The sequence below is a fragment of the Kribbella sp. NPDC055110 genome (assembly GCF_053607525.1).
This window is the reverse complement of the sequence record NZ_JBSGTS010000024.1, coordinates 1-23,706: the sequence shown is the minus strand read 5'-3', so window position 1 is coordinate 23,706 and position 23,706 is coordinate 1. Positions and strand designations below refer to the sequence as shown.

General features: G+C 67.8%; 25 protein-coding genes. 15 read left to right on the top strand and 10 right to left on the bottom strand.

All coding sequences use genetic code 11. From position 1 onward, the window contains the following. Positions 1-32: 32 nt before the first annotated feature. A complete protein-coding gene (locus ACWF0M_RS29460; RefSeq protein WP_452238974.1) occupies positions 33-1,247 on the bottom strand; it encodes an NAD(P)-dependent malic enzyme in 1,215 nt (404 codons plus the stop codon). Positions 1,248-1,530: 283 nt separating this feature from the next. Here ACWF0M_RS29460 and ACWF0M_RS29455 point away from each other — a divergent pair, with 283 nt between their 5' ends. The 8 genes from ACWF0M_RS29455 to ACWF0M_RS29420 all read left to right on the top strand — a co-directional run bounded on the left by ACWF0M_RS29455 (position 1,531) and on the right by ACWF0M_RS29420 (position 8,060). Continuing rightward, positions 1,531-2,379, top strand: coding sequence for an ABC transporter substrate-binding protein (locus ACWF0M_RS29455; RefSeq protein WP_452238973.1), 849 nt, complete (start codon positions 1,531-1,533; stop codon positions 2,377-2,379). Further along, positions 2,376-3,200: an amino acid ABC transporter permease gene (locus ACWF0M_RS29450; protein ID WP_452238972.1), complete on the top strand. Its 825-nt coding sequence runs from the start codon at positions 2,376-2,378 to the stop codon at positions 3,198-3,200. Before ACWF0M_RS29455 ends, ACWF0M_RS29450 begins: the two co-directional genes overlap by 4 nt. Continuing rightward, positions 3,200-3,955: an amino acid ABC transporter ATP-binding protein gene (locus ACWF0M_RS29445; RefSeq protein WP_452238971.1), complete on the top strand. Its 756-nt coding sequence runs from the start codon at positions 3,200-3,202 to the stop codon at positions 3,953-3,955. The genes ACWF0M_RS29450 and ACWF0M_RS29445 overlap by 1 nt, the downstream gene beginning before the upstream one ends. A 176-nt stretch (positions 3,956-4,131) precedes the next feature. Then, positions 4,132-5,034: an ABC transporter substrate-binding protein gene (locus ACWF0M_RS29440; RefSeq protein ID WP_452238970.1), complete on the top strand. Its 903-nt coding sequence runs from the start codon at positions 4,132-4,134 to the stop codon at positions 5,032-5,034. A gap of 6 nt (positions 5,035-5,040) precedes the next feature. Then, entirely contained in the window at positions 5,041-6,003 is a 963-nt protein-coding gene (locus ACWF0M_RS29435; RefSeq protein WP_452238969.1) for an amino acid ABC transporter permease, read from the top strand. Then, positions 6,003-6,779: an amino acid ABC transporter ATP-binding protein gene (locus tag ACWF0M_RS29430; protein ID WP_452238968.1), complete on the top strand. Its 777-nt coding sequence runs from the start codon at positions 6,003-6,005 to the stop codon at positions 6,777-6,779. Before ACWF0M_RS29435 ends, ACWF0M_RS29430 begins: the two co-directional genes overlap by 1 nt. A 94-nt stretch (positions 6,780-6,873) precedes the next feature. Beyond that, positions 6,874-7,266, top strand: coding sequence for an ATP-binding protein (locus tag ACWF0M_RS29425; protein WP_452238967.1), 393 nt, complete (start codon positions 6,874-6,876; stop codon positions 7,264-7,266). Beyond that, positions 7,263-8,060, top strand: a complete 798-nt coding sequence (locus ACWF0M_RS29420; protein WP_452238966.1) for an RNA polymerase sigma factor SigF — start codon at positions 7,263-7,265, stop codon at positions 8,058-8,060. Before ACWF0M_RS29425 ends, ACWF0M_RS29420 begins: the two co-directional genes overlap by 4 nt. Before the next feature lie 5 nt (positions 8,061-8,065). Here ACWF0M_RS29420 and ACWF0M_RS29415 read toward each other — a convergent pair whose 3' ends face one another. Further along, on the bottom strand, positions 8,066-8,401 hold the full coding sequence (locus tag ACWF0M_RS29415; protein WP_452238965.1) for a hypothetical protein: 336 nt from the start codon (positions 8,399-8,401) through the stop codon (positions 8,066-8,068). 475 nt (positions 8,402-8,876) lie between these two features. Here ACWF0M_RS29415 and ACWF0M_RS29410 point away from each other — a divergent pair, with 475 nt between their 5' ends. Further along, positions 8,877-9,128, top strand: coding sequence for a WhiB family transcriptional regulator (locus tag ACWF0M_RS29410; protein WP_130383822.1), 252 nt, complete (start codon positions 8,877-8,879; stop codon positions 9,126-9,128). 59 nt (positions 9,129-9,187) lie between these two features. Here the strand turns inward: ACWF0M_RS29410 and ACWF0M_RS29405 are convergent, their stop codons facing one another. Then, positions 9,188-10,666, bottom strand: a complete 1,479-nt coding sequence (locus ACWF0M_RS29405; protein ID WP_452238964.1) for a sensor histidine kinase — start codon at positions 10,664-10,666, stop codon at positions 9,188-9,190. Positions 10,667-10,770: 104 nt separating this feature from the next. On the opposite strand from ACWF0M_RS29405, the gene ACWF0M_RS29400 reads away from it, so the two are divergent. Further along, a complete protein-coding gene (locus tag ACWF0M_RS29400) occupies positions 10,771-11,676 on the top strand; it encodes a DUF2785 domain-containing protein (RefSeq protein ID WP_410784801.1) in 906 nt (301 codons plus the stop codon). On the opposite strand, the gene ACWF0M_RS29395 is transcribed toward ACWF0M_RS29400, so the two are convergent. Next, complete coding sequence (locus ACWF0M_RS29395; RefSeq protein ID WP_452238963.1) at positions 11,673-12,641, bottom strand: endonuclease/exonuclease/phosphatase family protein; 969 nt, start codon at positions 12,639-12,641, stop codon at positions 11,673-11,675. The genes ACWF0M_RS29400 and ACWF0M_RS29395 overlap by 4 nt on opposite strands. A gap of 82 nt (positions 12,642-12,723) precedes the next feature. On the opposite strand from ACWF0M_RS29395, the gene ACWF0M_RS29390 reads away from it, so the two are divergent. From ACWF0M_RS29390 to ACWF0M_RS29380, 3 genes are all read left to right on the top strand, one after another. Next, positions 12,724-13,011 (top strand): DUF3311 domain-containing protein, encoded by a 288-nt coding sequence (locus ACWF0M_RS29390; protein ID WP_452238962.1) that lies wholly within the window; start codon positions 12,724-12,726, stop codon positions 13,009-13,011. Next, positions 13,008-14,663, top strand: coding sequence for a monocarboxylate uptake permease MctP (mctP, locus tag ACWF0M_RS29385; RefSeq protein WP_452238961.1), 1,656 nt, complete (start codon positions 13,008-13,010; stop codon positions 14,661-14,663). Before ACWF0M_RS29390 ends, mctP begins: the two co-directional genes overlap by 4 nt. Before the next feature lie 112 nt (positions 14,664-14,775). Then, positions 14,776-15,423 (top strand): DUF5317 domain-containing protein, encoded by a 648-nt coding sequence (locus ACWF0M_RS29380; RefSeq protein WP_452238960.1) that lies wholly within the window; start codon positions 14,776-14,778, stop codon positions 15,421-15,423. Here ACWF0M_RS29380 and ACWF0M_RS29375 read toward each other — a convergent pair. Both ACWF0M_RS29375 and ACWF0M_RS29370 read right to left on the bottom strand, forming a co-directional pair. Beyond that, positions 15,385-16,662, bottom strand: a complete 1,278-nt coding sequence (locus ACWF0M_RS29375) for an HD-GYP domain-containing protein (RefSeq protein WP_452238959.1) — start codon at positions 16,660-16,662, stop codon at positions 15,385-15,387. The two genes, ACWF0M_RS29380 and ACWF0M_RS29375, sit on opposite strands and share 39 nt — an antisense overlap. A 2-nt stretch (positions 16,663-16,664) precedes the next feature. Next, the gene (locus ACWF0M_RS29370; RefSeq protein WP_452238958.1) at positions 16,665-18,059 is read right to left on the bottom strand and encodes an HD-GYP domain-containing protein; all 1,395 of its coding nucleotides are present in this window, start codon (positions 18,057-18,059) and stop codon (positions 16,665-16,667) included. A gap of 221 nt (positions 18,060-18,280) precedes the next feature. Between ACWF0M_RS29370 and ACWF0M_RS29365 the strand changes: the two genes are divergently transcribed. Together ACWF0M_RS29365 and ACWF0M_RS29360 are read left to right on the top strand one after the other, a co-directional pair. After that, a complete protein-coding gene (locus ACWF0M_RS29365; protein WP_369759046.1) occupies positions 18,281-18,355 on the top strand; it encodes a 50S ribosomal protein bL37 in 75 nt (24 codons plus the stop codon). 278 nt (positions 18,356-18,633) lie between these two features. Continuing rightward, positions 18,634-21,102 carry a helix-turn-helix domain-containing protein gene (locus ACWF0M_RS29360; RefSeq protein ID WP_452238957.1) on the top strand — a complete coding sequence of 823 codons (2,469 nt, stop codon included), beginning with the start codon at positions 18,634-18,636 and terminating at the stop codon, positions 21,100-21,102. Between the two features lie 12 nt (positions 21,103-21,114). Here the strand turns inward: ACWF0M_RS29360 and rsrA are convergent, their stop codons facing one another. The 4 genes from rsrA to ACWF0M_RS29340 all read right to left on the bottom strand — a co-directional run bounded on the left by rsrA (position 21,115) and on the right by ACWF0M_RS29340 (position 23,622). Continuing rightward, positions 21,115-21,390, bottom strand: a complete 276-nt coding sequence (rsrA, locus tag ACWF0M_RS29355) for a mycothiol system anti-sigma-R factor (protein WP_452238956.1) — start codon at positions 21,388-21,390, stop codon at positions 21,115-21,117. After that, complete coding sequence (locus tag ACWF0M_RS29350; protein WP_452238955.1) at positions 21,387-22,046, bottom strand: sigma-70 family RNA polymerase sigma factor; 660 nt, start codon at positions 22,044-22,046, stop codon at positions 21,387-21,389. The genes rsrA and ACWF0M_RS29350 overlap by 4 nt, the downstream gene beginning before the upstream one ends. A 112-nt stretch (positions 22,047-22,158) precedes the next feature. Beyond that, positions 22,159-22,800 carry an alpha/beta hydrolase family protein gene (locus ACWF0M_RS29345; RefSeq protein ID WP_452238954.1) on the bottom strand — a complete coding sequence of 214 codons (642 nt, stop codon included), beginning with the start codon at positions 22,798-22,800 and terminating at the stop codon, positions 22,159-22,161. Positions 22,801-22,836: 36 nt separating this feature from the next. Next, complete coding sequence (locus tag ACWF0M_RS29340) at positions 22,837-23,622, bottom strand: SOS response-associated peptidase (protein WP_452238953.1); 786 nt, start codon at positions 23,620-23,622, stop codon at positions 22,837-22,839. Positions 23,623-23,706: the final 84 nt, after the last annotated feature.

Genomic DNA, 23,706 nt, shown 5'->3' with positions numbered 1-23,706 from the left:
TGATCCTCCCCGAACCGGTTTGGGCGGGTCAGTCAGTCGCGGGCTACGCCGTCGGTTTGGGCGGCGGTGGCTACCGCGGAGGCGACGGCTGGGGCGACGCGGGCGTCGAAGGGGGACGGGATGATGTAGTCGGGGCGGAGGTCTTCGGGGGAGATCAGGTCTGCCAGGGCGTCGGCGGCGGCTAGTTTCATGCCTTCGGTGATGCGGGAGGCGTTGGCGTCGAAGGCGCCGCGGAAGATGCCGGGGAACGCCAGCACGTTGTTGATCTGGTTCGGGAAGTCGGAGCGGCCGGTGGCGACGACGGCGGCGTGCCGGTGTGCGATGTCCGGGTGCACCTCGGGGTTCGGGTTGGCCAGCGCGAAGATCATCGCGTTGTCGGCCATCTGCGCGACGGCCTCCTCCGGGACGGTGCCGCCGGAGACGCCGAGGAACAGGTCGGCGCCCGCGAGCGCGTCGACCAGCCGGCCGGAGATCCCGCCGGTGTTGGTGTCCCGCGCGAGCGACAGCTTCACCGGGTTCAGGTCGGCACGGTCCTCGTGCAGCACACCCTTGCTGTCGACGACCGCGAGGTCGCCAACGCCTGCCTGCAAAAGGATCCGGGCACATGCGACCCCGGCGGCACCGGCGCCGGAGATCACCACGCGGATGTCCTCGATCGGCCTAGGAGTCCCACCCTGCCCGGTCACCCGGAGCGCGTTGCGGAGCGCGGCGAGTACGACGACCGCCGTACCGTGCTGGTCGTCGTGGAAGACCGGGATGTCGAGGCGTTCCTTCAGCCGGCGCTCGATCTCGAAGCAGCGCGGCGCGGAGATGTCCTCGAGGTTGATCCCGCCGAACGACGGCGCCATCCGCGCGACCGTGTCGACGAACTCGTCCACGTCGGTGCAGTCCAGCGCGATCGGCACCGAGTCGACGCCGCCGAACTCCTTGAACAGCAGGGCCTTGCCCTCCATCACCGGCAGCGACGCGGCCGGGCCGATGTCGCCGAGGCCGAGGACCGCGGTGCCGTCGGTGACGACTGCGACGACGTTCGACCTCCAGGTGTAGCGCCGTACCAGCGATGGGTCTTCGGCGATCGCGGTGCAGACCCGGGCGACGCCGGGGGTGTATGCCTTCGACAGGTCGTCGGCGTCGTTGACGTGGATCGAGGACGTGACCTCGATCTTGCCGCCGCGGTGCAGTTCGAAAACCGCGTCACCGGCGTACGGATCAGAAGGAACGGTGGGCTCAACAGCCTGGGCGACCATGCGGGGACCCTTCGGGAACTCGAGCGGAACGTGTCGTGGTGGGCGTTCGATGAGGGTGCGTCGAACGGCGCCGTTGCCAGGGGGTCACCCGTCGCTCGAGTAAACCACAGGCGCACTGGTCTGCTCTGTGAGGGCCACCACAAGCGACCGGGACGGTGACGATCGAGTCTCGTCGGGAGTTGACAGCCGACACGTACCTGCTTGCTGTGTCAGGATGCGGGGAATCCGGCTCGGGTACCGTCCGGGGCCGGCGTACCACAACCAGTGTCGAGGAGTACCAGCGATGAAGATCGTCTCCACCCTCCGCCAGAGTCGCCGCACCGTGGCCGTTGCCTCGGTAGCGGTGTTCGCGCTCGCGCTCTCTGCCTGCGGCAACGGCTCGGACAGCGGTGGAGGAGGCGAGGACAAAGCGAAAGCGGCCGGCATCACCTTGGTGAAGCCCGGCAAGCTGACGGTCTGCACACACCTGTCCTACAAGCCCTTCGAGTACAAGGACGGCACCAAGGTCGTCGGCTTCGACGTCGACCTGCTCGACCTGCTCGCCAAGGACCTCGGCGTGGAGCAGGAAGTGATCAGCATCGAGTGGGCCCAGGTCACCTCCGGCGCCGCCTACCAGGCCAAGAAGTGCGACATGGGCATGGGCGCGATGACGATCAACGCGTCCCGCAAGGCCGCGATCGGGATCAGCGACCCGTACATGGACGCGACCCAGGTGCTGCTGGTGAAGAAGGGCGCGCCGTACAAGTCGCTCGAGGACCTGAAGGGCAAGAAGGTCGGCGTCCAGGCCGACACCACCGGCAAGGACTACGCCGACGCGGCGGCGAAGAAGATCGGCTTCGAAGTCGTGGTGTTCAACGATCTGGCCCTGCAGACCAACAACGTCAAGTCGGGCCGCGTCGACGCCGCCATCAACGACAACGGCGCGCTGTACAACTTCGTCACGTCGAACCCGGACACCGAGGTGACGGCCGAGTTCAACACCGGCGAGCAGTACGGTTTCGCGGCCAAGAAGGACGACCCCAGCGCCACCAAGTTGCTGACCAAGTTCAACGAACTGCTGGCCAAGGCCAAGTCCGACGGCACCTACAACCAGATCTTCAAGAAGTGGTTCGGGGTGGAGCCGAAGAAGTGACAGTCAGCGACGCGGTAGTCGAGAAGCGCCGCGGGCTCAGCCCGCGGCAACGGGCGCAGCGCTCCCGCGGCATCCAGTACGCCGTCCTGTTCGTCATCGTCGTGGTGGCGGCCTTCACGGCCAACTGGGGCCAGATCGCCGGCGTGTTCTTCAAACCGGAGTTCGTGAAGTCCGCGTTCACCAGCGGACTGCCCGGAGCGTTCCTGAAGACCATCGAGTACACGGCCGGGGCCTTCGTCATCGGCCTGCTCGGCGGCACCTTGCTCGCACTGATGCGGCTCAGCCGAGTAGCGCCGTACCGCTGGCTCGCGACGGCCTACATCGAGTTCTTCCGGGGGCTGCCGGCGATCGTCGTGTTCGTGGCGTTCAGCCTGCTGCCGCTGGCGTTCGCCGACCTGGTCATCCCGCTCGACCCGTACGGCACCGTCTGGCTGGCGCTCGGCATCGTCGCCGCCGCCTACATGGCCGAGGTGATCCGGGCCGGCATCCAGGCGGTTCCGAAGGGGCAGATCGAGGCCGCCCGGTCGCTCGGTATGCCGGCCGGCGTCGCGACCCGCAAGATCGTGCTGCCGCAGGCGTTCCGGATCGTGCTGCCGCCGCTGGCCAACGACCTGATCCTGCTGGTGAAGGACTCGTCGCTGGTGTTCATCATCGGCACCTCCGCGGCGGCGTACGAGCTGACCGGCTTCGGCCGGGACCTGGCCAACACCGAGTCGAACCTGACTCCGCTGGTCACCGCCGGCTTCTGCTATCTGATCATCACCCTGCCGCTCGGCCTCCTGGTCCGCTGGCTGGAGGCCAAGGCTGCGAGGGCACACTGATGGCGCTGGTCGAGATCAAGAACCTGCACAAATCGTTCGGCAGCAACCACGTCCTGCGCGGTATCGACTTCACCGTCGAGCAGGGCGAGGTGGTCTGCGTGATCGGGCCGTCCGGCTCGGGCAAGTCGACCCTGCTCCGCTGTGTCAACCTGCTCGAGGTACCGCAGGAGGGTCAGGTCTTCGTCCGTGGTGAGGACCTCACCGACCGGGACTGCCACCTGGACGCCGCCCGGCAGCAGATCGGGATGGTGTTCCAGCAGTTCAACCTGTTCCCGCATCTGTCGGTGCTGGCCAACTGCACGGTGGCGCAGACGACCGTACTGAAGCGCAGCAAGGCCGAGGCGGAGCAGATCGCCCGGGACAACCTCGATCGGGTCGGCCTGAGCGACAAGGTGACCGCCTATCCGCTGCAGCTGTCCGGTGGGCAGCAGCAGCGGGTGGCGATCGCCCGCGCGCTGTCGATGGACCCGGCGCTGATGCTGTTCGACGAGCCGACGTCGGCGCTCGACCCGGAGCTCGTCGGCGACGTGCTGACGGTGATGCGCAAGCTCGCCCTCGACGGTATGACGATGCTCGTCGTCACCCACGAGATGGCGTTCGCGCGCGAGGTCGCGGACCGGGTGGTGTTCATGGACGCCGGCGTGATCGTCGAGCAGGGTCCGCCCGCCGAGGTGATCGGCAACCCCAAGGAGGAGCGCACCCGCACCTTCCTCCGCCGGGTCCTCGACCCAACCCACGTCGAGCCGACCTCCTGACACACCTCTGGGGGTGACGCTGCGTGTTCGGGTGGTTGCCGGACACGTAGGGTCACGGCGGCCAAGCTACGAAACGGTCTCTGTTCGGGGTTGGTCGGTGCGCTGTCCGCAGGTCGTTGTGTCAAGATGCGGACACATGGCACCGGGCCGACCGGTGCCCGGTTTTGGAGGACTAGATGTCTGTCCTGCGGAGGACGCTGGTGCTGTCCGGCGTCCTGGTTCTCGCGGCCGCCGGGTGCGGCTCGAACTCTCTCGAAGGTAGTACGCCCAGTTCGTCGTCGAGCGCCCCCTCCAGCGCACCGGCGAGCAGCGGGCCGGACCTCAGCGGTTCGCTGCCGGCGAAGATCAAGTCGGCCGGCAAGATCGTCGTCGGCGTCGACGCGACGTACCGGCCGAACGAGTTCCTGCAGGGCGGGAAGACCGTGGTCGGCATGGACGTCGACCTGTTCGACGCGGTGGCGCAGAAGTTCGGCGTCACGGTCGACTGGCAGCCGGCCGGCTTCGACACCATCATCACCGGTGTGCAGAGCGGCAAGTACGACGTCGGCGTCTCGTCGTTCACGATCAACGACAAGCGCAAGCAGCAGGTCAACATGGTCAGCTACTTCAGCGCCGGCACCCTCTGGGCGACCGCGAAGGGCAACCCGAAGGCCGTCAAGGCCGACGACGCGTGCGGCAAGACGGTCGCGGTGCAGAAGGGTACGACGCAACTCGAGGACGACATCCCGAAGCGCCAGGCCGCATGCAAGACGGCCGGCAAGCCGGACATCAAGCTGGTGGTCCGGGAGAAGCAGGACCAGGCGACCGCGGACCTGGTGGCGGGCAAGGCCGACGCGATGCTGGCCGACTCCCCCGTCGTGCTGGACGCGATCAAGCAGACCAACGGGCAGCTCGAGCAGCTCGGCGAGATCTACGACGCGGCGCCGTACGGCTATGTGATCCCGAAGGCGGAGACCCAGTTCGCGCAGGGAATCGTGCAGGCTCTGCAGGCGCTGAACACCGACGGCACGTACAAGAGCACGCTGCAGAAGTGGAACAACGACTCGGGCGCGATCACCGACTTCGCCGTCAACCCGTGATCCGTCATGACCACTGATACCGAGACCCGGCCGGCGGACGCGCAGTCCGATCGGCCGGGCGCGATCAACGCTGTGCCGGTCCGGCATCCCGGGCGCTGGGTGGCGATCGCGGTGATCGTCGTCCTGGTCGCGATGCTGCTGCACCTGCTGGTCACCAACAAGGCGTTCGACTGGAAGTTCGTGTTCCAGGCGATGAACCAGCAGCCGGTGATCAACGGGTTCCTCAAGGGCACCCTCCTGGTCACCGTGCTGTCGATGATCGTCGGCGTCGGCGGCGGCGTCGTACTGGCCGTGATGCGGCTGTCCGACAACCCGATCCTGTCCGGGGTGTCGTGGGTGTTCACCTGGTTCTTCCGGAGCATCCCGCGGTACATCCTGCTGTTCACGATGGGCACACTGGGGATCCTGTTCCCGCAGGGCATCGCGTTCGGGATCCCGTTCGACTGGAAGATCATCGACTGGCTCGGGATGTCCGGCGACTGGCGGTTCTTCACCCTCGACGCCAACCAGGTGTTCACCGGCATCGTCGCCGGTGTGATCGGGCTCGGGCTGTCCGAGGCGGCGTACATGGCCGAGATCGCCCGGGCCGGGATCATGAGCGTGGACCCGGGCCAGGCCGAGGCCGCGGAGGCGCTCGGGATGAGCCGCGGCAAGGTGATGCGCCGGGTGGTGCTGCCGCAGGCGATGCGGGTGATCGTGCCGCCGACCGGCAACGAGACGATCGCGATGCTGAAGGACACCTCGCTGCTGCTCGCGGTCCCGGTGATCGGCGAGCTCTTCTACCAGCTGCAGTCGATCGGCAGCAACTTCTACAAGACGTTCCCGATCGCGGTCGCCGCGACGCTGTACTACCTGCTCGCGACCAGCGTGCTGATGGTCGGGCAGTACTTCCTCGAGCGGCACTTCGGTCGCGGCTTCGGGAACAAGGCCCCGCGGGCCGCCCGCCCGGCCGGCGCAGGAGGTGCGTGATGCCACTCGTTCATGCGGTGAACGTGACGAAGTCCTTCCACCACAACCAGGTGCTGAAGGGCATCGACCTGGACGTCGACCGCGGCCAGGTGGTGTGCCTGCTCGGGCCGTCCGGCTCCGGCAAGACCACCTTCCTGCGCTGCATCAACCAGCTCGAGACGATCGACGGCGGCCGGATCTGGGTCGACGACGCGCTGATGGGGTACGCCGACCGCGACGGGAAGCTGTACCGCCTGAAGAACAAGGAGATCGCGGCGCAGCGGCGTGAGATCGGGATGGTGTTCCAGCGGTTCAACCTGTTCCCGCACAAGACCGCGCTGGAGAACATCGTCGAGGCGCCGACCCAGGTCAAGGGCGAGTCGAAGAAGCCGGCCCGGGAGCGGGCGATGAAACTGCTCGACCGGGTAGGTCTCGCGGACCGGTGCAACGCCTACCCCGCCCAGCTGTCCGGCGGGCAGCAGCAGCGCGTGGCGATCGCCCGGGCGCTGGCGATGCAGCCCAAACTGATGCTGTTCGACGAGCCGACATCGGCCCTCGACCCCGAGCTGGTCGGCGAGGTGCTCGCGGTGATGCGTGAGCTCGCGCTGGACGGGATGACGATGATCGTGGTGACACACGAGATGTCGTTCGCGCGGGAGGTCGCGGACACTGTGGTGTTCATGGACGGCGGCGTCGTGGTCGAAGCAGGCCCGCCGAAGGACGTGATCGGCAACCCGCAACACTCCCGGACCCAGGCGTTCCTGTCCCGCCTACGCTCGGAACACGAACACCCGTAGCAAGTTCTTGCCCTCCGTCGGCCCGTTCGCCGTGCATCAGGCTCGTTGAGGTTGGATGATGTACGGCGTGGTGGGTCGATACGAGGGAGACGATGTGAGCAGCACGGGACGAGCCGCCGAGGTCCGCTTGAGTATCCCGGCGGACAGTGCCTACATCGCCGTACCGCGGTCCGTGGCCGGGAACCTCGCGGCCCGGAACGACTTCACCCTCGACGCCATCGACGACCTGCGGATCGCGGTCGACGAGGCGTGCGCGCTGTTGCTGCCGCAGTCGGCCGACGGGGTGCTGGAGTGCGTCTTCACGATCGATCCGCCGCAGTTGACGGTGCGGACGAGTGCCGTCGTACCGAACGGCTGGCGGCCGGACACCACGTCGTTCGGCTGGACAGTGCTGACCGCGCTGGTGGAGTCGGCCGCCGCAGAAACCGTCGAAGGCCGGCTGACGATCACCGTGACGGCCACCGCGACCGCCACGGAGATCGCGTGAGTGACGGGCGCGGCCAGGAATCTCAGGAAACCCAGGAGTCGCCGGATCTACGGACCCGGACGGCCACGTTCTTCCGGCAGATGGCCGCCGGCCAGGCAGATCCGGGGTACGCCGGAGCGCGCGAGGGCCTGGTCGCGCTGCACATGCCGCTGGTGGAGCACCTGGCGCGCCGGTTCCGCAACCGGGGCGAACCGTACGACGACCTCGTGCAGGTCGCCACGATCGGGCTGATCAAGGCGATCGACCGGTTCGACTCGGATCGTGGCGTCGAGTTCTCGACGTACGCGACGCCGACGATCCTCGGCGAGATCAAGCGGTACTTCCGGGACAAGGGCTGGGCGATCCGGGTGCCGCGGCGGCTGCAGGAGCTGCGGTTGTCGCTGACCGCGGCGACCGCGGAGCTGACGCAGGAACTCGGCCGCGCGCCGACGGTGGCGGAGTTGTCGGACCGGCTCGGGCTCTCACCGGACCTGGTGATCGAGGGCCTGGAGTCCGCGAACGCTTACAACACCTTGTCCTTGGACGCTCCCGATCAGAACGAGACGGACGCGACCACGGTCCTGGACGGTCTCGGCGGCGAGGACGAGGCGCTGGAGAGTGTGGAGTACCGGGAGTCGCTGAAACCGTTGCTGGCGCAGCTGGACACCCGGGAGAAGCGGATCCTGACACTGCGGTTCTTCCGCGGGATGACGCAGTCCCAGATCGCCGAGGAGATCGGGATCTCGCAGATGCACGTCTCCCGGCTGCTCGCCCGGACGCTGACCGAGCTCCGGGCCGGCCTGCTCAAGGAGTAGAGCTCCTAGAGCACCGGGTGGTCGTTGGAGCCACCACCGATCAGCGCGTCGGTGGAGGCCTTCTGGAACACGCAGACCAGGATGACGACGGCGAGTACGGCGAGCACGGCAGCGATCACGCGGGCGCCGCCGTTCCAGACGCTGTACGCGATCAGGAGCTGGATCAGCTGCGTGAACACTGTCGGCCCGCGACTCCAGCGGGCCGCCCTCCACAGGCCACGGACGGCAACGAAACCGAGCCCCGCGCCGTACAGGATGAAGAAGCCGGTCGTGGTCAGGCCGAGCACCAGCCGGGAGCTGTGAATCGTCAAGGCTTCGGCAATTCCGAGAACGATGAGCACAACCCCTTCCACAGCGACCACTGCCGCAGCTAATTTGAGCGGTCTCGGGACGGCGGCAACTGGGGAGTCGGTCGGCACTTCGCCAGCTTAGTGCTCGGTTCGGTGCACGGTCCCCGGGAGGTTCGCGAGCCCCAGCCCCACAGGGATTTGAGGTTGTGCGTAACCAAAAGAAGGTTGCAGCGGTTACTTGCAGTGAACGGGTGCTTGCGGAAGGGCCGCTCCGTCCGATAACCGGATGGAGAGAACCGCCGCACTCCGGTTCGAAGTGTTAAGGAAGCGTTGTGATCGGATCGACAACTGCATAACCCTTGTTTCGATCCCCCAAGATTGGGAACATGGTCTCGTTCGTGAATGCGTTCACAACGAATGCGGCACCAACCCCCCGTGCCACACGAACCGACGAGTACAGCACCGCTGATCGGGTACAGACCTGACCCGCAGCATACGTCAACTACTGAGAGAGATGGGATCCGCCATGGATTGGCGCCACCGGGCCGTATGCCTCGACGAGGACCCGGAACTGTTCTTCCCCATCGGCAACACCGGGCCTGCGATCATGCAGATCGAAGAGGCCAAGCAGGTGTGCCGACGCTGCGACGTGCGTGAGCAGTGCCTGGCGTGGGCTCTCGAAGCCGGCCAGGACCACGGTGTCTGGGGTGGCCTGAGCGAGGACGAGCGTCGCGCTCTGAAGCGCCGCAACGCCCGCCAGCGCATCCGCACCGCCTGAGCAAGTCCTCCTTCGAGGCCCCGCGGAGACCCGCGGGGCCTTTGTGTTTCCAGCCGCTTCTAGTCCTTGACCGGGATGTCCAGGGTGACTTGGGCGCCGGGGCGGCCGTCGTGGCGGTTGCCGAAGACCAGGGTTCCGTCCAGCTCGCCGATGACGAGAGTGCGGACGATGGACAGGCCCAGATTTCCGGACAGTTCGGAGTCGAAGTTCGCCGGCAGGCCCGACCCGTCGTCGATCACGTCGATGTGCAGGCGGCCGACCGAGCGTTCGGCGGTGAGCTCGATCGTTCCGCTCGCCGCTCCCCCGTCCCGGGCCCCGAACGCGTGCTCGACCGAGTTCTGCATCAGTTCGGTCAGCACCATCGCCAGCGGGGTCGCGATCTCGGAATCCAGTACGCCGAACGACCCGCTCCGCCGTGTCTCCACCGCGGTCGCCACCGTCGACACGTCCGCGACCATCGCGCCGACCCGGTCCGCCACGTCGTCGAAGTCCACGTGCTCGTCGAACGACTCCGACAGCGTCTCGTGGACGATCGCGATCGACCCGACCCGCCGTACCGCCTCGGCCAGCGCGACCTGTCCTTCCGGGACGGTGATCCTTCGGGCCTGCATCCGCAGTAACGCGGCGACCGTCTGCAAGTTGTTCTTGACGCGATGATGAATCTCCCGGATGGTCGCCTCCTTGGTGACCAGCTCCCGTTCCCGGCTCCGCAGCTCCGTCACGTCCCGGAGCAGGATCAGCGCCCCCACATGCTGTCCGTCGGCCCGCAGCGGGATCGCCCGCAGGAACAGCGTGGCGTCGGAGTTCTCGATCTCGATCTCCTTGGCCGCGCGCCCGGTGACCACCGACGCGAGGACGTCGTCGACCTTGTGCCCGGACTGCAGCAGGTCCGCGGTGATGTCCTTCAGCCGCGAGCCGACCAGGTCGGTGACGAGTCCCATCCGGCGGTACGCCGACAACGCGTTCGGGCTCGCGAACGTCACCATTCCGTGCCGATCGACCCGGATGCAGCCGTCACCGACCCTTGGCGTAGTGGACAGCAGCCGTTCCCCGCCGTACGGGAAGATGCCGTCGGTGATCATCCGGGCCAGGTCCGTCGCGCTCTGCAGGTACGCGATCTCCAGGCGGGACGGGGTCCGGACTCCGAGCAGATTGGTGTTCCGCGCGATCACCGCGATCACCCGGGAGCCCCGGCGTACCGGGATCGTCTCGACCCGCACAGGTACGTCGTCGCGCCATTCCGGATCGCCCTCGCGGCAGATCCGGCCGCCGTCGTACGCCTGGTCCAGCAGGTGCCGGCGGCCGCGCGGGATGAAACTGCCGACGATGTCGTCCAGGTACGCCGTGGGTCCGGTCGTCGGCCGCATCTGCGCACCGGCCCAGAACCCCAGCCCTTCGGTGTCCGGCAGCCAGAGCACCAGGTCGGCGAACGAGAGGTCGGCCAGCATCTGCCAGTCCGAGACGAGCAGTTGCAGGCGATCCAGGTCGGCCTGGTCCAACGTGGTGTGGTTGCGCGCCACATCGCTCAAAGACGGCACGACCCGATGCTACCGAGCGCTTATACCAGCCGCTCCGCTGGTCCGCTCGACAAGAGGGCGGGTGTAGGTGTTGATTGATCAGGCACAGATGAAAGGATGCTCGGGTGGAGTCGACGTACTGGCAGGACGTGATGGCCGCGGACTACGCGGTACCGCACGACCGTACGCTGACCGAACTCACCGAGGAGCTCGTGCGCGGCCTGGCGAGCACCAACCCGCAGGTCCGTGACGCCCTGGCCTACCCGACGCTCGCCACCTGGCTGGAGCGCGGGGTGTACGACGACCTGCTGCCGGGGTTCGGGGACGGTCTCTGCGCCGGGCTGAACTACGGACTCGGTGAGGACGGCACCGACACGGTCTTCCGGCGCTCGTTCACGGCGCTGACGCTGGCGGAGGTGATCCACCGCGACAACGCCGAGTTCCTGGTGCACGACGAGGTGGTGATGCGCTGGGGCGACCGGCTGGCGACCTGGCTGCTGCGGGAGCGTGACCTGCGCGGGTACGTCGCGGACTGCGGCTGGGCGCATGCTGTTGCCCACGGCGCCGACGCGATCGGCGCGCTGGCGAGGTCCCGGCATTGCGACGCGGGTGTCCTGCGGGCGTTGCTCGACGTTCTCGCGGACCGGATCGTCAAGGACACGCCGTACCGCTGGGTGCATGAGGAGCACGACCGGGTCGCGCACGCGGTGATGACGATCCTGCACCGGAACATGCTGACCAGCGACGAGCTCGAGCGCTGGCTGAAGCCGATCGCGGCGACCGCGGCCCAGCAGCCGTTGATGCACGAGACGCTGCCGGAGTGGCCGACACCGAACGTGTTCAACGCCCGCGGCGTCCTGCACGTCCTGCTCAGCCAACTCGCGATCGGCGTGAAGGGCTTCCCGATCCCGGGCGACGACGACCTGTTCGGCCGCCCGATCGAGGCGCGTGCGGATCTGCTGCTGATGCTGACCGAAGCGGTCCAGTCCTCACAGCCGTACATCTACCGCCCTGCGACAAGTTCGTCCTAAGGCACCACGGCGGCCGTCGCGACGACGGCCCGATGATCGGTCCCCTCGATCGGGTACGTCGTGAAGCGGCCGGGCTCGAACTGCCGCGACACCACCACGTGGTCGATCTGCGTCCGCAGCACCGCCGGCTGATCCGCGGGCCAGGTGCCGTGCAGCCCGCCGCCCACGGTCGGGCCCACGCTGCGGCAGTAACCACCCAGCGCCTGCCGGAAGTCCGCGTGGTCGAGGGTCGCGTTGAAGTCGCCCGCGACGACCGTCGGCGGATCCTGCGCGCACCATCGCCGTACCGCCTGGAGGTCGGTCTTCCAGGTGGTGACCGAGTCCGGCAGCGGCGGGAAGCCGTGGTACGCGACCAGCCGGATCGCGCCGAGGTTCCCGCCCGTCACGACGATGTTGCCGAAGGTCGTGCCGGCCTCGGTCGCGAACGCGACGTCGCCGAGCGCCTGAGAGACCAGCACACTCGTCGCGCTCTCGACCGCCCGGCTCGGCTGGGCCGTGAACCCCTTGTACTGCTGGTCCTGCAGCTGCGCCCGGATCTCCTCACGGACGTCGACCTGTGCCTCCGGCAACGAAACCAGGTCGGGCTTCCGGTCCCGGATCACCTGCGCGACATCCGCGGCACGGGCGCCGCCACCCAGCACGTTGGCGACCATGATCGTCAGCACCCGCGCTCCGGCCGGCGCCGGGCGCGCGTCGGAGAACTTCCGCGGTGCGGTCAGCGCTGCGCCGATCAACGCCAGTACGGCGATGAGCGCGGCGGCGATCCGCCAACCTCGACGTACCAGCATCAGCAGCGCCAAGGCCAGGACAAGGACCAGGCCCTGCGGCCGGAACGCGGCGAGCTGCGCGAACGGCGTCACCTCGTCCAGCCCGAACAGCTCCGGATACAGCGGCACGGCAACGACGACGAGGAACAGCACGGACAGCACGACGCGCCGCACGAACCATGCCTTTTCGTTATCCATGCACCAACCTGTTGGGTCTAGTACGTGCTGTGATCGAACGGTAGCGTGCTGCGTTGCGCCCTGTGTCTTGAGGAGGTTTGCAGTGTCCCGATTGTCCGCGGTCAAACCCGCGTACTGGATCTCCGGTGTGCTTCTGGTGGTGGCTGTCGTCGTACCGCTGCTGGTGCCGACCTACGCCAAGGCGAACCCGCACCTGTGGGGTTTCCCGTTCTTCTACTGGTACCAGCTGATGTGGGTCTTCCTCTCCGCGATCCTGGTCAGCATCAGTTACCGGCTGCTCCGCGCCGAGGAGCGCAGGCGGCGGGCGGCTCAGGGACTTGGTGATCCTGAGGCGCCGGAAGCCGGTACGGCGAAGGAGGGTGACCGGTGAACACCAAGGTCGACTGGGTGCAGCTGATCATCGTCGTCGTGATCTTCGCCGGTGTCACCGCGATGGGCTTCCTGGCGTCCCGCTGGCGGCGGACCGGCCAGCTGGACAACCTCGACGAGTGGGGTCTGGGCGGTCGCGGGTTCGGCACGTTCATCACCTGGTTCCTGCTGGGCGGCGACCTGTACACGGCGTACACGTTCATCGCCGTCCCCGCGGCCATGTACGCGACCGGCGCGATCAGCGGCTTCTTCGCGGTGCCGTACACGATCGTGGCCTACCCGATCGTGTTCATCTTCATGGCCCGGCTGTGGTCGGTCTCGCACCGGCACGGGTACGTGACGCCGGCGGACTTCGTCGGCGGCCGCTACGGCAGCAAGGCGCTGTCCCTGGCGGTGGCCGTGACAGGCATCCTGGCCACGATGCCGTACATCGCGCTGCAGCTCGTGGGTATGCAGGCGGTCTTCGAGACGATGGGTCTGGGCGGCAACAACACGCTCGCGAAGGACTTGCCGTTGCTGATCGCGTTCGCGGTGCTGGCGGCGTACACGTACTCCTCCGGTCTGCGGGCGCCGGCGATGATCGCGTTCGTCAAGGACATCCTGATCTACCTGGTGATCCTGGTCGCGATCTTCTACCTGCCGCACGTGCTCGGCGGCTGGGACTCGATCTTCGGTGCGGCGCAGGAGAAGCTCGCCAAGCCGAACCCGGCGACCGGCAAGCCGACCGGGGCGTTCATCCCGGGCGACGCCGGCTACGTGTCGTACTGGACCCTGGCGCTGGGGTCCGCGATGGCGTTGTTCATGTACCCGCACTCGGTGACCGCGGTGCTGTCCACCAAGACGCGGAACGTCGTACGGCGGAACGCGACACTGCTCCCGGCGTACTCGCTGCTGCTGGGGCTGCTCGCCCTGCTCGGCTTCATGGCGATCAAGGCGAACGTCAACGTGAAGGGCCTGGACGGCCTCGCGAACCCGCAGCTGGCGATCCCGCGGCTGTTCGACCAGGAGTTCCCGTCCTGGTTCGCGGGGATCGCGTTCGCGGCGATCGCGGTCGGCGCGCTGGTGCCGGCGGCGATCATGTCGATCGCGGCGGCCAACCTGTTCACCCGCAACATCTACCGCGACTTCATCAAGCCGTCCGCGACGCCGGCGCAGGAGGCCAAGGTCTCCAAGCTCGCCTCGCTGGTGGTGAAGGTGGGCGCGCTGCTGTTCGTGCTCGGGATGGATAAGACGATCGCGCTGAACCTGCAGCTGCTCGGCGGGATCTGGATCCTGCAGACGTTCCCGGCGATCGTGGTCGGTCTGTACACCCGCTGGTTCCACCGGTACGCGCTGCTGGCCGGCTGGGCGGTGGCGATGGTGTTCGGCACGATCTCGGCGTACAACGTGGTGAACCCGGCGACCAAGAAGCATTTCGGCGGTTCGATCGCGAACATCCCGGGCACCAGTACGCCGGCCTACATCGCGCTGACCGCGTTCGTGCTGAACCTGGTCGTCGTGATCGCGCTGACGTTCCTGTTCCGGGCGCTGAAGGTGCCGGACGGCAAGGACAGCACGCACCCGACCGACTTCGTCGCGGACCGCGGCGACCCGGGCGTGCAGGACCTGCCGGAGCTGCTCGACGAGGGCGGAGCCGCACCGGCGAAGTCCTGAAGGGTGGTGAGGGCGGTCCTTCCCGGATCGCCCTCACCGTTTGCGGTTAAATCGACACGCTGCGGGGTCAGCTTGCCCGGTTTCGGGCCGTTGATTGGGCAGAATCGCAGGCGTGCTGCTGGTCCTCCTCGTCATGGTGCTCGCTGCCGGGGCGGCGGTTGCGACCGGCGGGCGGTTCGGCCGGTTGTCCGGCAACACGTTGAGCGGCGTGCACTGGCTGGCCGCGGCGGCGATCGGGCAGCTCCTCGGGTCCCTCTTCGGCGGTACGGCGTACCCGGTCGGCCTGATCGGGTCGGCGGTCTGCATCGCGGTCTTCCTGCGGATGAACCTGCGGCACCCGGGCGTCGGCCTGCTGGCGCTGGGGTTCTTCAGCAACGCCGTCGTCGTCGCGTTGAACGGCGCCATGCCGGTGTCGCTGAACGCGTTGGCGCGTGCCGGAGTGGGCGGCGTGGTGGTGACCGATCCGCGGCACGAGATCTCCGACGCCGCGACGCGACTGCGCTGGCTCGGTGACGTCGTACCGGTGGCGCTACCCGGCCTAGGACAGGCGGTCAGCCCAGGCGATGTACTGATTGCCGCCGGCGCCGGTCTGCTGCTGTACGCCGGGATGGGCGGCTCGGGCCGCGTGCCCGCGACGACCGCACCAGTCTGGGACGAACTAGAACGCTGCGCCGGTACGCCGGCTCTGCTCCACCTGTCCCCGAAAGCGAGCCGGGAACTCTCAGAACCGAAAGCCGCGCCCGACGATCCGGCGGAGTGACTCGACCACGATCGGGTCGTACTCCGCGCCGATCCCCAGCCCGATCGACTCCATCGCCTTGTCCGGCGACTGTCCCGACCCCTCGCCGACGAGCTGTTCGTAGGCCAGGGCAACGTTCACGATCCCGCTCTCCACCGGGATCGCCGAGTTGTTCGCCCGCCCGTGCCGGTACGGATCATTGGAATGCCGGACGATCTCCGCGACATGATCCAGTACGCCGGACCGCTCGATCACCGCCGCCCCGATCTCCGCCGCCCGCTGCCGCTCCTCCCGCGTCCGGAGCAGCGACGCCCCACCAGGACTGGGATCGGCCAACGCCAGCTGGCCGACGCCCGACAGCAGAGCGGCGTACTCCAAGGCCTCCATCCGCGCCGGCGTCAACCCCAGATCGTTGCCGATCGCCACCGCCAACGCCGCCGTCCGCGCGTTCTGCCCCGGACTGCTGAACCCGGCAATCTCGGTACTCCGGGCCATCGACCGCACCGTGCTCCGATAGGTCCGCTGTGCCGACGAGTACCGCCGGAACGCGAACTGCGTCAGCAACAGCGGCACGAGAACGAGCGGCGGTGCCCAGAGGCCGGCGATCGAGGTCCCGGCCGCGAGCAGCATGCCGCTGATCGCCATCGCCATCCCGATCCGTGCCGTCACCCCGAGCTCGTCCCGCAACGCTGCCGGGAACGGCTTGCCGAGCCGCTCGGTCGCCTGACCCGCTCCGACGATCGCGTCCAATGCGGCCGCGGTGGAGACCGCGAGCAGCATCGAACCGCCCAACGGCACCGCATGCGATGCCGTACCGTTCCAGAACACGCCCTTCGGCACGACCGCGGCGAAGACCACGGCGGCCGCGCCTACCGACAACAGCCGCCGGCACGAGACCACCGCGTCCCACCACAGTCCCGCCACGATCCGCGGCAGTACGCCGACAGCGGTCGCCACCGCGGCAACGGCAACCGCCTGTGCGACCTCCGGAGATATCGGGACCTGCGGGCCGCACAGAAAGCAGTAGCCCAAGGCAGCACTCGTGGCGATGGGAGCCCGGTTGCGCATCCCATCGACTCGGAACTGGACCATCTCGCCGACCGCGATCAGCACCCCGAAGGTGAGTGCGAACGGCCAGCCGGTGACGCCACGCCTGGCGGTCAGGATCAGGGCCGCGACCCCGAGTACAGCGCCCGCGATCAGGATCACCACACCGCTGCCCGAACTGCGCAGCTCACCGACCTCGGTCCCGCGGGACATGCTCATGTCGGTCCGGCCGCAGATCCGGTGGCCCCGCCGCCACTGCCGAGGCTCAGGTCGTCGTGGTCGATCGGCGTCTCGAGCTCGGCGTTGGGAGCCGGCTGCTCGGCGGCCGCGGGCTTCCAGCCGTCCTGTCCGATCACGTCGACGAACGCGTCAACGAGGTCCGGGTCGAAGTGCGTGGAGCGGTCCTGCAGCAGGATCGCGACGGTTTCCTCGATGGTGCGGGCCGGACGGTAGGACCGGGTCGAGGTCAGGGAGTCGAACGCGTCGACGATGCCGATGATGCGCGCGAAGTACGGGATGTTGGTCCCGCTGAGGCCTGCCGGGTACCCGGTTCCGTCGTACTTCTCGTGATGATGCAGGACCGCTGACTTGACCTCCTCCAGGAACGGGATGTTGCCGATCAACTCGACCCCGCGCGCCGGGTGCAAGCGGATCGCGTCCATCTCGGAGTCGTCCAGCCGCCCAGGTTTGCGAATGATGCTCGTCGGTACGCCGACCTTCCCGACATCGTGCAGTAACCCGGCATGCTCGAGCGCCTGCTGCCGAGCGGCCGGTAACCGCAACTGCCGCCCCAGCATCCCGGCGCCTTCGCTCACCCGCTCGGAATGCCCCCGGGTGTAGAGGTCCTTCGTCTCGATCACCTGGATGAACGCCCGCATCGTCGCTGCCTGAGCGGCGCGCTCAGCAGCATCTTGCGAGAGCGCCCATCGAGCGACGACCAGAGGCACGAGGGTGAGGATGCCTGCAATCAGCCCCAGGCCACCCAGCCACATGAACGCCATGATCAAGCCCAGATAGCCGTAGCCCAGCATCGGCAGAGCTGTCGCCAAGACGGCCTCCCGAAGGAAGGCGCGCACTACCGTGCCGCCGCGCTCGAGCCAAAGGACACCCGACACAAGAACAGCATTCACGACGTGGTACCCGATCCCGGTCAAGGTCACCGCGAGTATGGCTCGCGGTATGTCGTGCAGGGCCGACTCACCGACCGGGCCGTGAACGGCGACGAAGGCAAGTGCGCCGCCGGCCGCGGAGAGGATACGTTGCCCGCTGTTGAAGACACGTTTCAACAGCGGAACTTGCCTGGGCTGCCCGAGGGAAGCGACGCCGGCCACCAGGACAGCCGCCGAAGGCCCAGCGATGACGTAGACCGCCATCAGTACGATCGACCCCAGCGAGGCACCTCGCGCCGGGCCGTGCGGCGAGCGCAACGCAGTACCGAACAGGACCAACAAGCAGAGGACGAAGACCGTCAGGTAATCCGACGGTGTGAGTGCAGCCTCGACGAAGACGACCAGCGCGGCAGCGGCAACGACCGAGACGTACAGGCGCAGCCCTGCGCGGCGTGATGCCGGCGTCAAGGGCCTTCGCGGTCGGTCACCAGTCCCATTCATCGAACATACTATGTCACCTCCGATCAGCGACGTAGTCTTGGTTCGCGGTATTCCGCGACTCCAGGGGGGCAGACAGCGCATCGCTGACTTCATCTGAATTTTGCTCATCCCGGCTGTGCCGAAACACTGTAAGCCAGACCGTGACCCGCCGCTGACTTCGAAGTACCCGCCATGGTATGAGAGACTGTGACTCTTTGCAGTTGTTTCAGGGAGGCTTAGAAATGGGAAAGACCGGCCGGAAGCGCCGTGCACGCAAGAAGAAGGGCGCGAACCACGGCAAGCGCCCGAACGCCTGACTCAAGGCGACTACGGACAGCGAGGACCCCGGGGAAATCCGGGGTCTTTGCGATTTGGTCACAGCTTTACAGCAGACCAGTTATCCAGAGGTCTCGTATTCGGAGAGTTCTCAAGCGCACACTGAATGCTATCTTTCAAACAATCGTTTGGCATTCGGCTGGGTCTCCGGGAACCCTGTGGATAGCGGCCGACGGCCGTCGGCGGATCCCTCTAGAGTTGGGCCCGGATGTTTCCGGTACTGACCGATATGAGGCGTGGATCCGAGGAGGGCGGCGCGATGAGCGAGCCGGCGATGCCAACGCTGAGCGAACTCCTACGCACGTTCCGCATCCGCGCCGGCCTCACCCAGGCCGCCCTCGCCGAGAAGGCGGGCCTCAGCGAACAAGCCATCAGCGTCCTGGAACGCGGCACCCGCACCCGCCCACGCATCGACACCGTCCGCTCCCTCACCGCAGCGCTCGCCCTTACACCCACCGAAACCGACCGCTTCCTCTCCGTTGCCCGCGGCAAGCTCGGCACGCCCCGGACACCGCCGAAGGAGCCCGCTACCGACCAGCTCCCTACCCCGTGGCAGCTACCACCGGCCGCTCCGGACTTCACCGGCCGCGTCGCCCAGGTCGATGCCATCCTTTCTGTACTTCGGGATTCGACCGGTGACGGCGCTGCGGTCATCGGCCTGGTCACCGTCACCGGCATGGGCGGGATCGGCAAGACCACCCTGGCCGTCCATGCCGCTCACCAGCTGAACGAGAGCTACCCGGACGGCCACCTCTACCTCAACCTGCGGGGGTACGGTCCGGGCGAGCCGATGACCCCCGCCGAAGCACAGCGTCACCTCCTGCGCTCGCTCGGCTCCGACATCGCCTCGATCCCTGACGACGTCGACGAGGCAGCTGCCCTGTTGCGATCCCAGCTCGCCGGCCGGCGCGTGCTCATGCTTCTCGACAACGCCGCAGACGTCGCTCAGGTCCTGCCGCTCCTGCCCGGTCATCCCGGGTCCGGGGCAATCATCACCAGCCGGGGCTCGCTGGCCAGCCTGCCAGGCGCCCGTCAGATCCTCCTCGACGCACTGTCGGAGTCGGAGTCGGTCGACCTGCTGGCCGGCGTCATCGGGCCGACCCGGGTCGCCGCGGAGCCGGAGGCCACCCGGGTTCTGGCTTCCTACTCCGGCCGGCTGCCGCTGGCGATCCGGCTCGTCGGCGGGCGACTCGCGACCCGGCCGAGCTGGCCGATCCAGCACTTCGTCGACCTGCTTCAGGACGAGGAGCGCCGCCTCGACAGCCTGGGCTCCGACGAAACCGGAGTGCGTGCCAGTATCGCCAGCTCGGTGCACTTCCTGGAAACCAGCGACCGCGGCCTCGATCAGCAGGCCGCCGACGCCCTGCCGCTGCTGTCCATCCCGGACGGCTCCGACATCACGACGGCCGTCGCCGCCGCCCTCCTGGAGATTCCGCTCCGACGGGCGGACGCGATCGTCGAGCGGCTCGTCGACCTCAACCTGCTGGGGTCTGTCGCCCCGGCTCGCTATCGGTTCCACGACCTCATCCGCGCGTACGGCCGAGAGGTCGCGGACCAGACTCTGTCTACGGCTGAGCGTGACGAGGCCCTGGCCCGCGTTCTCCGGCTGTACACGGAGGCCGCGTGGATCTGCCATGCCTTCACGCATCCGACCAGTCCGCGCTTGCCGCTGGCAACTGTCGGCGTCAGCGGGCTCCTGCCGACCTTCAGCAGCCGAGACGACGTCGTGAGCTGGCTGGACGCGGAGCAGCGAAACCTGATGGACCGCTTTCGGCAGGCGCGGCAGACCGGCCTGGCAAGCCACGTGCTGCTCGCAGAGCTGCCACTTGCGTTCTTCAGCTATCACGAGTCGCGAATTCGCTGGCAGGAGATGCGCGAGCTCGGCGCCGGAGCGGTCGGCCTGGCCCTACGGCACCAGCACCTCGCGACCGCCGCCTGGCTGCAGCACGACAGCGCGATCCCGGACGCGGAGAGCGGCGACACCGGTTCTGCCATCGACAGGATCCGGATCGCTTTGCAGATGTTCTCCGGGATCGACGATCTGTTCGGCCAGGCACGCTCCTGCTCGTCCCTTGCCTATTTGCTCGGCCTGGAGGGAAAGCTCGACGACGCCTTGGCGTACGGCCGGTTGGCCCTCTCCCTGAGCCGGACGATCCAGGACGCCACACTGGAAGGCGTCGCACTGACGGCGGTCGGCGCGCTCTACGATCGCACCGGCGACTTCGACCTGGCCGACGAGGCATTTGCCGAGGGCATCGGCCTGGCGGAGCAGGCCAAGGACACGCGGGCCGTCTTCAAGCGGCGCCTGAACGCGGCCATCGCACATGTCCACGTAGGACGCCACGAAGCTGCGGTACAGATGGCGCTGAGGGCTCTGGATACCGTGCAGCGGGCCGGTGAGGCGACTTTCCTGGGCGACAGCTATCACCTCCTCGCCGTCATCTATGCCGCACAAGGCGACTACAGCACCGCAGCCGGCCACATCGAATCCGGTCTCCTGGTGTCGCGAGCCGCCCGCGATGTCCTGCGGGAAGGACGATTGTGCATCGAACTGGCGCGAATCAATGCGGCACGTGGCGACCGGGTCGCCGCGATCGAGCAGTTGAACGCTGCAATGACGCTGCTCCGGAATGCACCGGAGGTTTACATCGCGGATGCCCGGGACCTACTGGAAAAGCTCCGCAGCGGCGAAATCATCAGCTACCGGTTCACGGGCTACTCGATCTGACCGGCAGTCAAATCAGTCCGTAGTGATGGTGGTTTCGATTTGGATTTGGGTCAGCCGGAGGAGGATTTTCTGGCGGAGCGCGTCGGGGGCGTGGTCGGAGCCGCAGGAGCGGTGGACCAGTTTCTTGACGCAGCGTTCCAGGTCGTACTCGTCGAGGCACGGGGCGCACTCTTCGAGGTGCTGGCGGATCTCGTCGGAACTGGCGTCCTCGAGTTCGTTGTCGATGAAGACGTAGACCCGCTGCAGGATCTCTCCGCAGTCGACGTCGTGGTGCTCGCCGCAGCTCACGACTCCTCCTTCTCCGCAGCTTCGCCGGTGCTCGACGCGGCCGCGCCCGTGCTGACATCCGTGCTGTCGTCCGCCGGGATCAGGCCGCGGTCCCGGGCATAATCGCCGAGCAGCTCACGCAGCTGGCGCCGGCCGCGGTGCAGCCGCGACATCACGGTGCCGACCGGTGTGCCCATGATCTCGGCGATTTCCTTGTAGGCAAAGCCCTCGACATCGGCCAGGTACACGGCCAGGCGGAAGTCCTCCGGGATGGCCTGCAGCGCCGACTTGATGTCGGAATCGGGCAGGTGCTCGAGGGCGACCGCCTCGGCCGACTTCAGCCCACCGGGAGTGTGCGACTCGGCGGCGGTGAGCTGCCAGTCCTCGATCTCCTCGGTCGGCGACTGCGTTGGCTGACGCTGCCGCTTCCGGTAGCCGTTGATGAACGTGTTGGTCAGGATCCGGTACAGCCACGCCTTCAGGTTGGTGCCCGGCGTGAACTGGTGGAACGAGCTGTACGCCTTCGCGAAGGTGTCCTGCACCAGGTCCTCGGCGTCCGACGGATTACGGGTCATCCGCATCGCCGCGGCGTACATCTGGTCCAGGAAGGGCAGCGCTTCGCGTTCGAACCGCGCGGTGCGCTGCTCGGGAGTCTCAGTCGTGGTGGGAGTCGGCATCGTGATCGAGAATACCGGGGTCTTCCCAGGTGTCCGCGCCGGAGCCTGCCTCGTGGCCATCATGTGTGTCACAACACAACCGGCCACAGGAGCATTCCCGGTCAGCGGCCCGCTATCCGGACACCTCGCGGCTGACCCATTCGAACACGGCTTCGACCAGCAGATCGTACGTCTCCTGCTGGTCCAGCTCCGCCCGCTTCGGCACCTTGAAGGAATGGTCGGCGTCCGGCACCACGGCCATCTCGGTGAGCGGCGGGAACTCCTCCGGCGTACCGAACGGGTCCCGCTCCCCCTGGACCACCAGCGTCGGCAGCCCGGCCGTCTCGAGCTCGTCGACGCGCGACTTCTCCGGCTTCCCGGGCGCATGCAGCGGAAATGCCAGAGCCAGTACGCCGGAAGCGCCCAGACTACTCGCGGTGCGGCAGGCCACGCGCGCGCCGGCGCTCCGGCCGCCGATCACCAGCGGCGTACGGACCCGGAGCTGCCCGATGATCGCGATCCACGCCTCGTCGAGCACCTTCGGCGCGGGGGCCAGCTTGCGGCCGGCACGGCGCCAGGGCTGCTCGATCAGGAACACGTTGATGTCCTGCTTCGGCAGCCGGGCAGCCAGCGCGGCCAGGTCACCCGACTCGATCCCCGCCCCGGCACCGTGACCGAGGGCCAGCGTCGCCACCGGTCGGCGGGCGCGGTGCGCCACGATCCGGGCCTCTCCGTGCAGCGTCGCCACAATCCGTTCGTCGGTCACCCGGCCCATCCTGTCATCACGACCGGTGAAGAGCGGGCACGAAACTCAGAAGAGAGTGGTCGGGCTGTCCTGCGAGTCCTCGCCGTCAGGCGGTAGCGGATCGAGGAGGTGCGGACCGTTGTTCTTCACCGAGCTGACCGCCTTCGACACGGCGTAGGCCTCGAGGCGGCCGGGGGCGGCGGGGACCAGGAGCTCGAGCAGGTCGTCGGGGTCCGAGGACAGCGGGTCCAGCCAGGCGTCGTACCGCTCGCGCTCGACCAGGAGCGGCATCCGGTCGTGGATACGGCCGAGGTCGTCGGTGGCCGACGTGGTCAGCACCGTGCAGGTCCAGAGCCAGGCCTCGTCCTTGTCCGGGTCCTCGACCGACTTGTCCCGCCAGATCTCGTACAACCCGGCCATCGACAGGATGCTGCCGTCCGGCGGGTGGATGAAGTACGGCTGCTTGACGGGCTTGCCGTTCACCTTCTCCTCGGCGGTGTACCACTCGTAGTACCCGTCGGCGGGCAGGATGCAGCGGCGGGTGGCGAACGCCTTCTTGAAGGCCGGCTTCTCCGCCACCGTCTCCATCCGGGCGTTGATCAGCCGCGAGCCGATCGAGGTGTCCTTCGCCCAGGACGGCACCAGGCCCCACTTGACCGTGGTCAGCTTGCGGATCGTCTCGTCGGGCTGCTCGCGGTTCTTCCGCTCGACCACCGCGACCACCTGGTTGGTCGGCGCGACGTTGTAGTTCTCGCCGAGCTCCTCGACCGTCTCGCGCACGTTGCCCGCCTGGATCTCGAACTCCGCGACCAGGTCGGACGGCTCCCGGCTGGAGGCATATCTACCGCACATACCCACAGCTTAGAGACGGGCAGGGACAAGCGGCGGGGGGGGGGGCCCCCCCCGGGGGGGGGGGACCCCCCCCCCCGGGGGGGC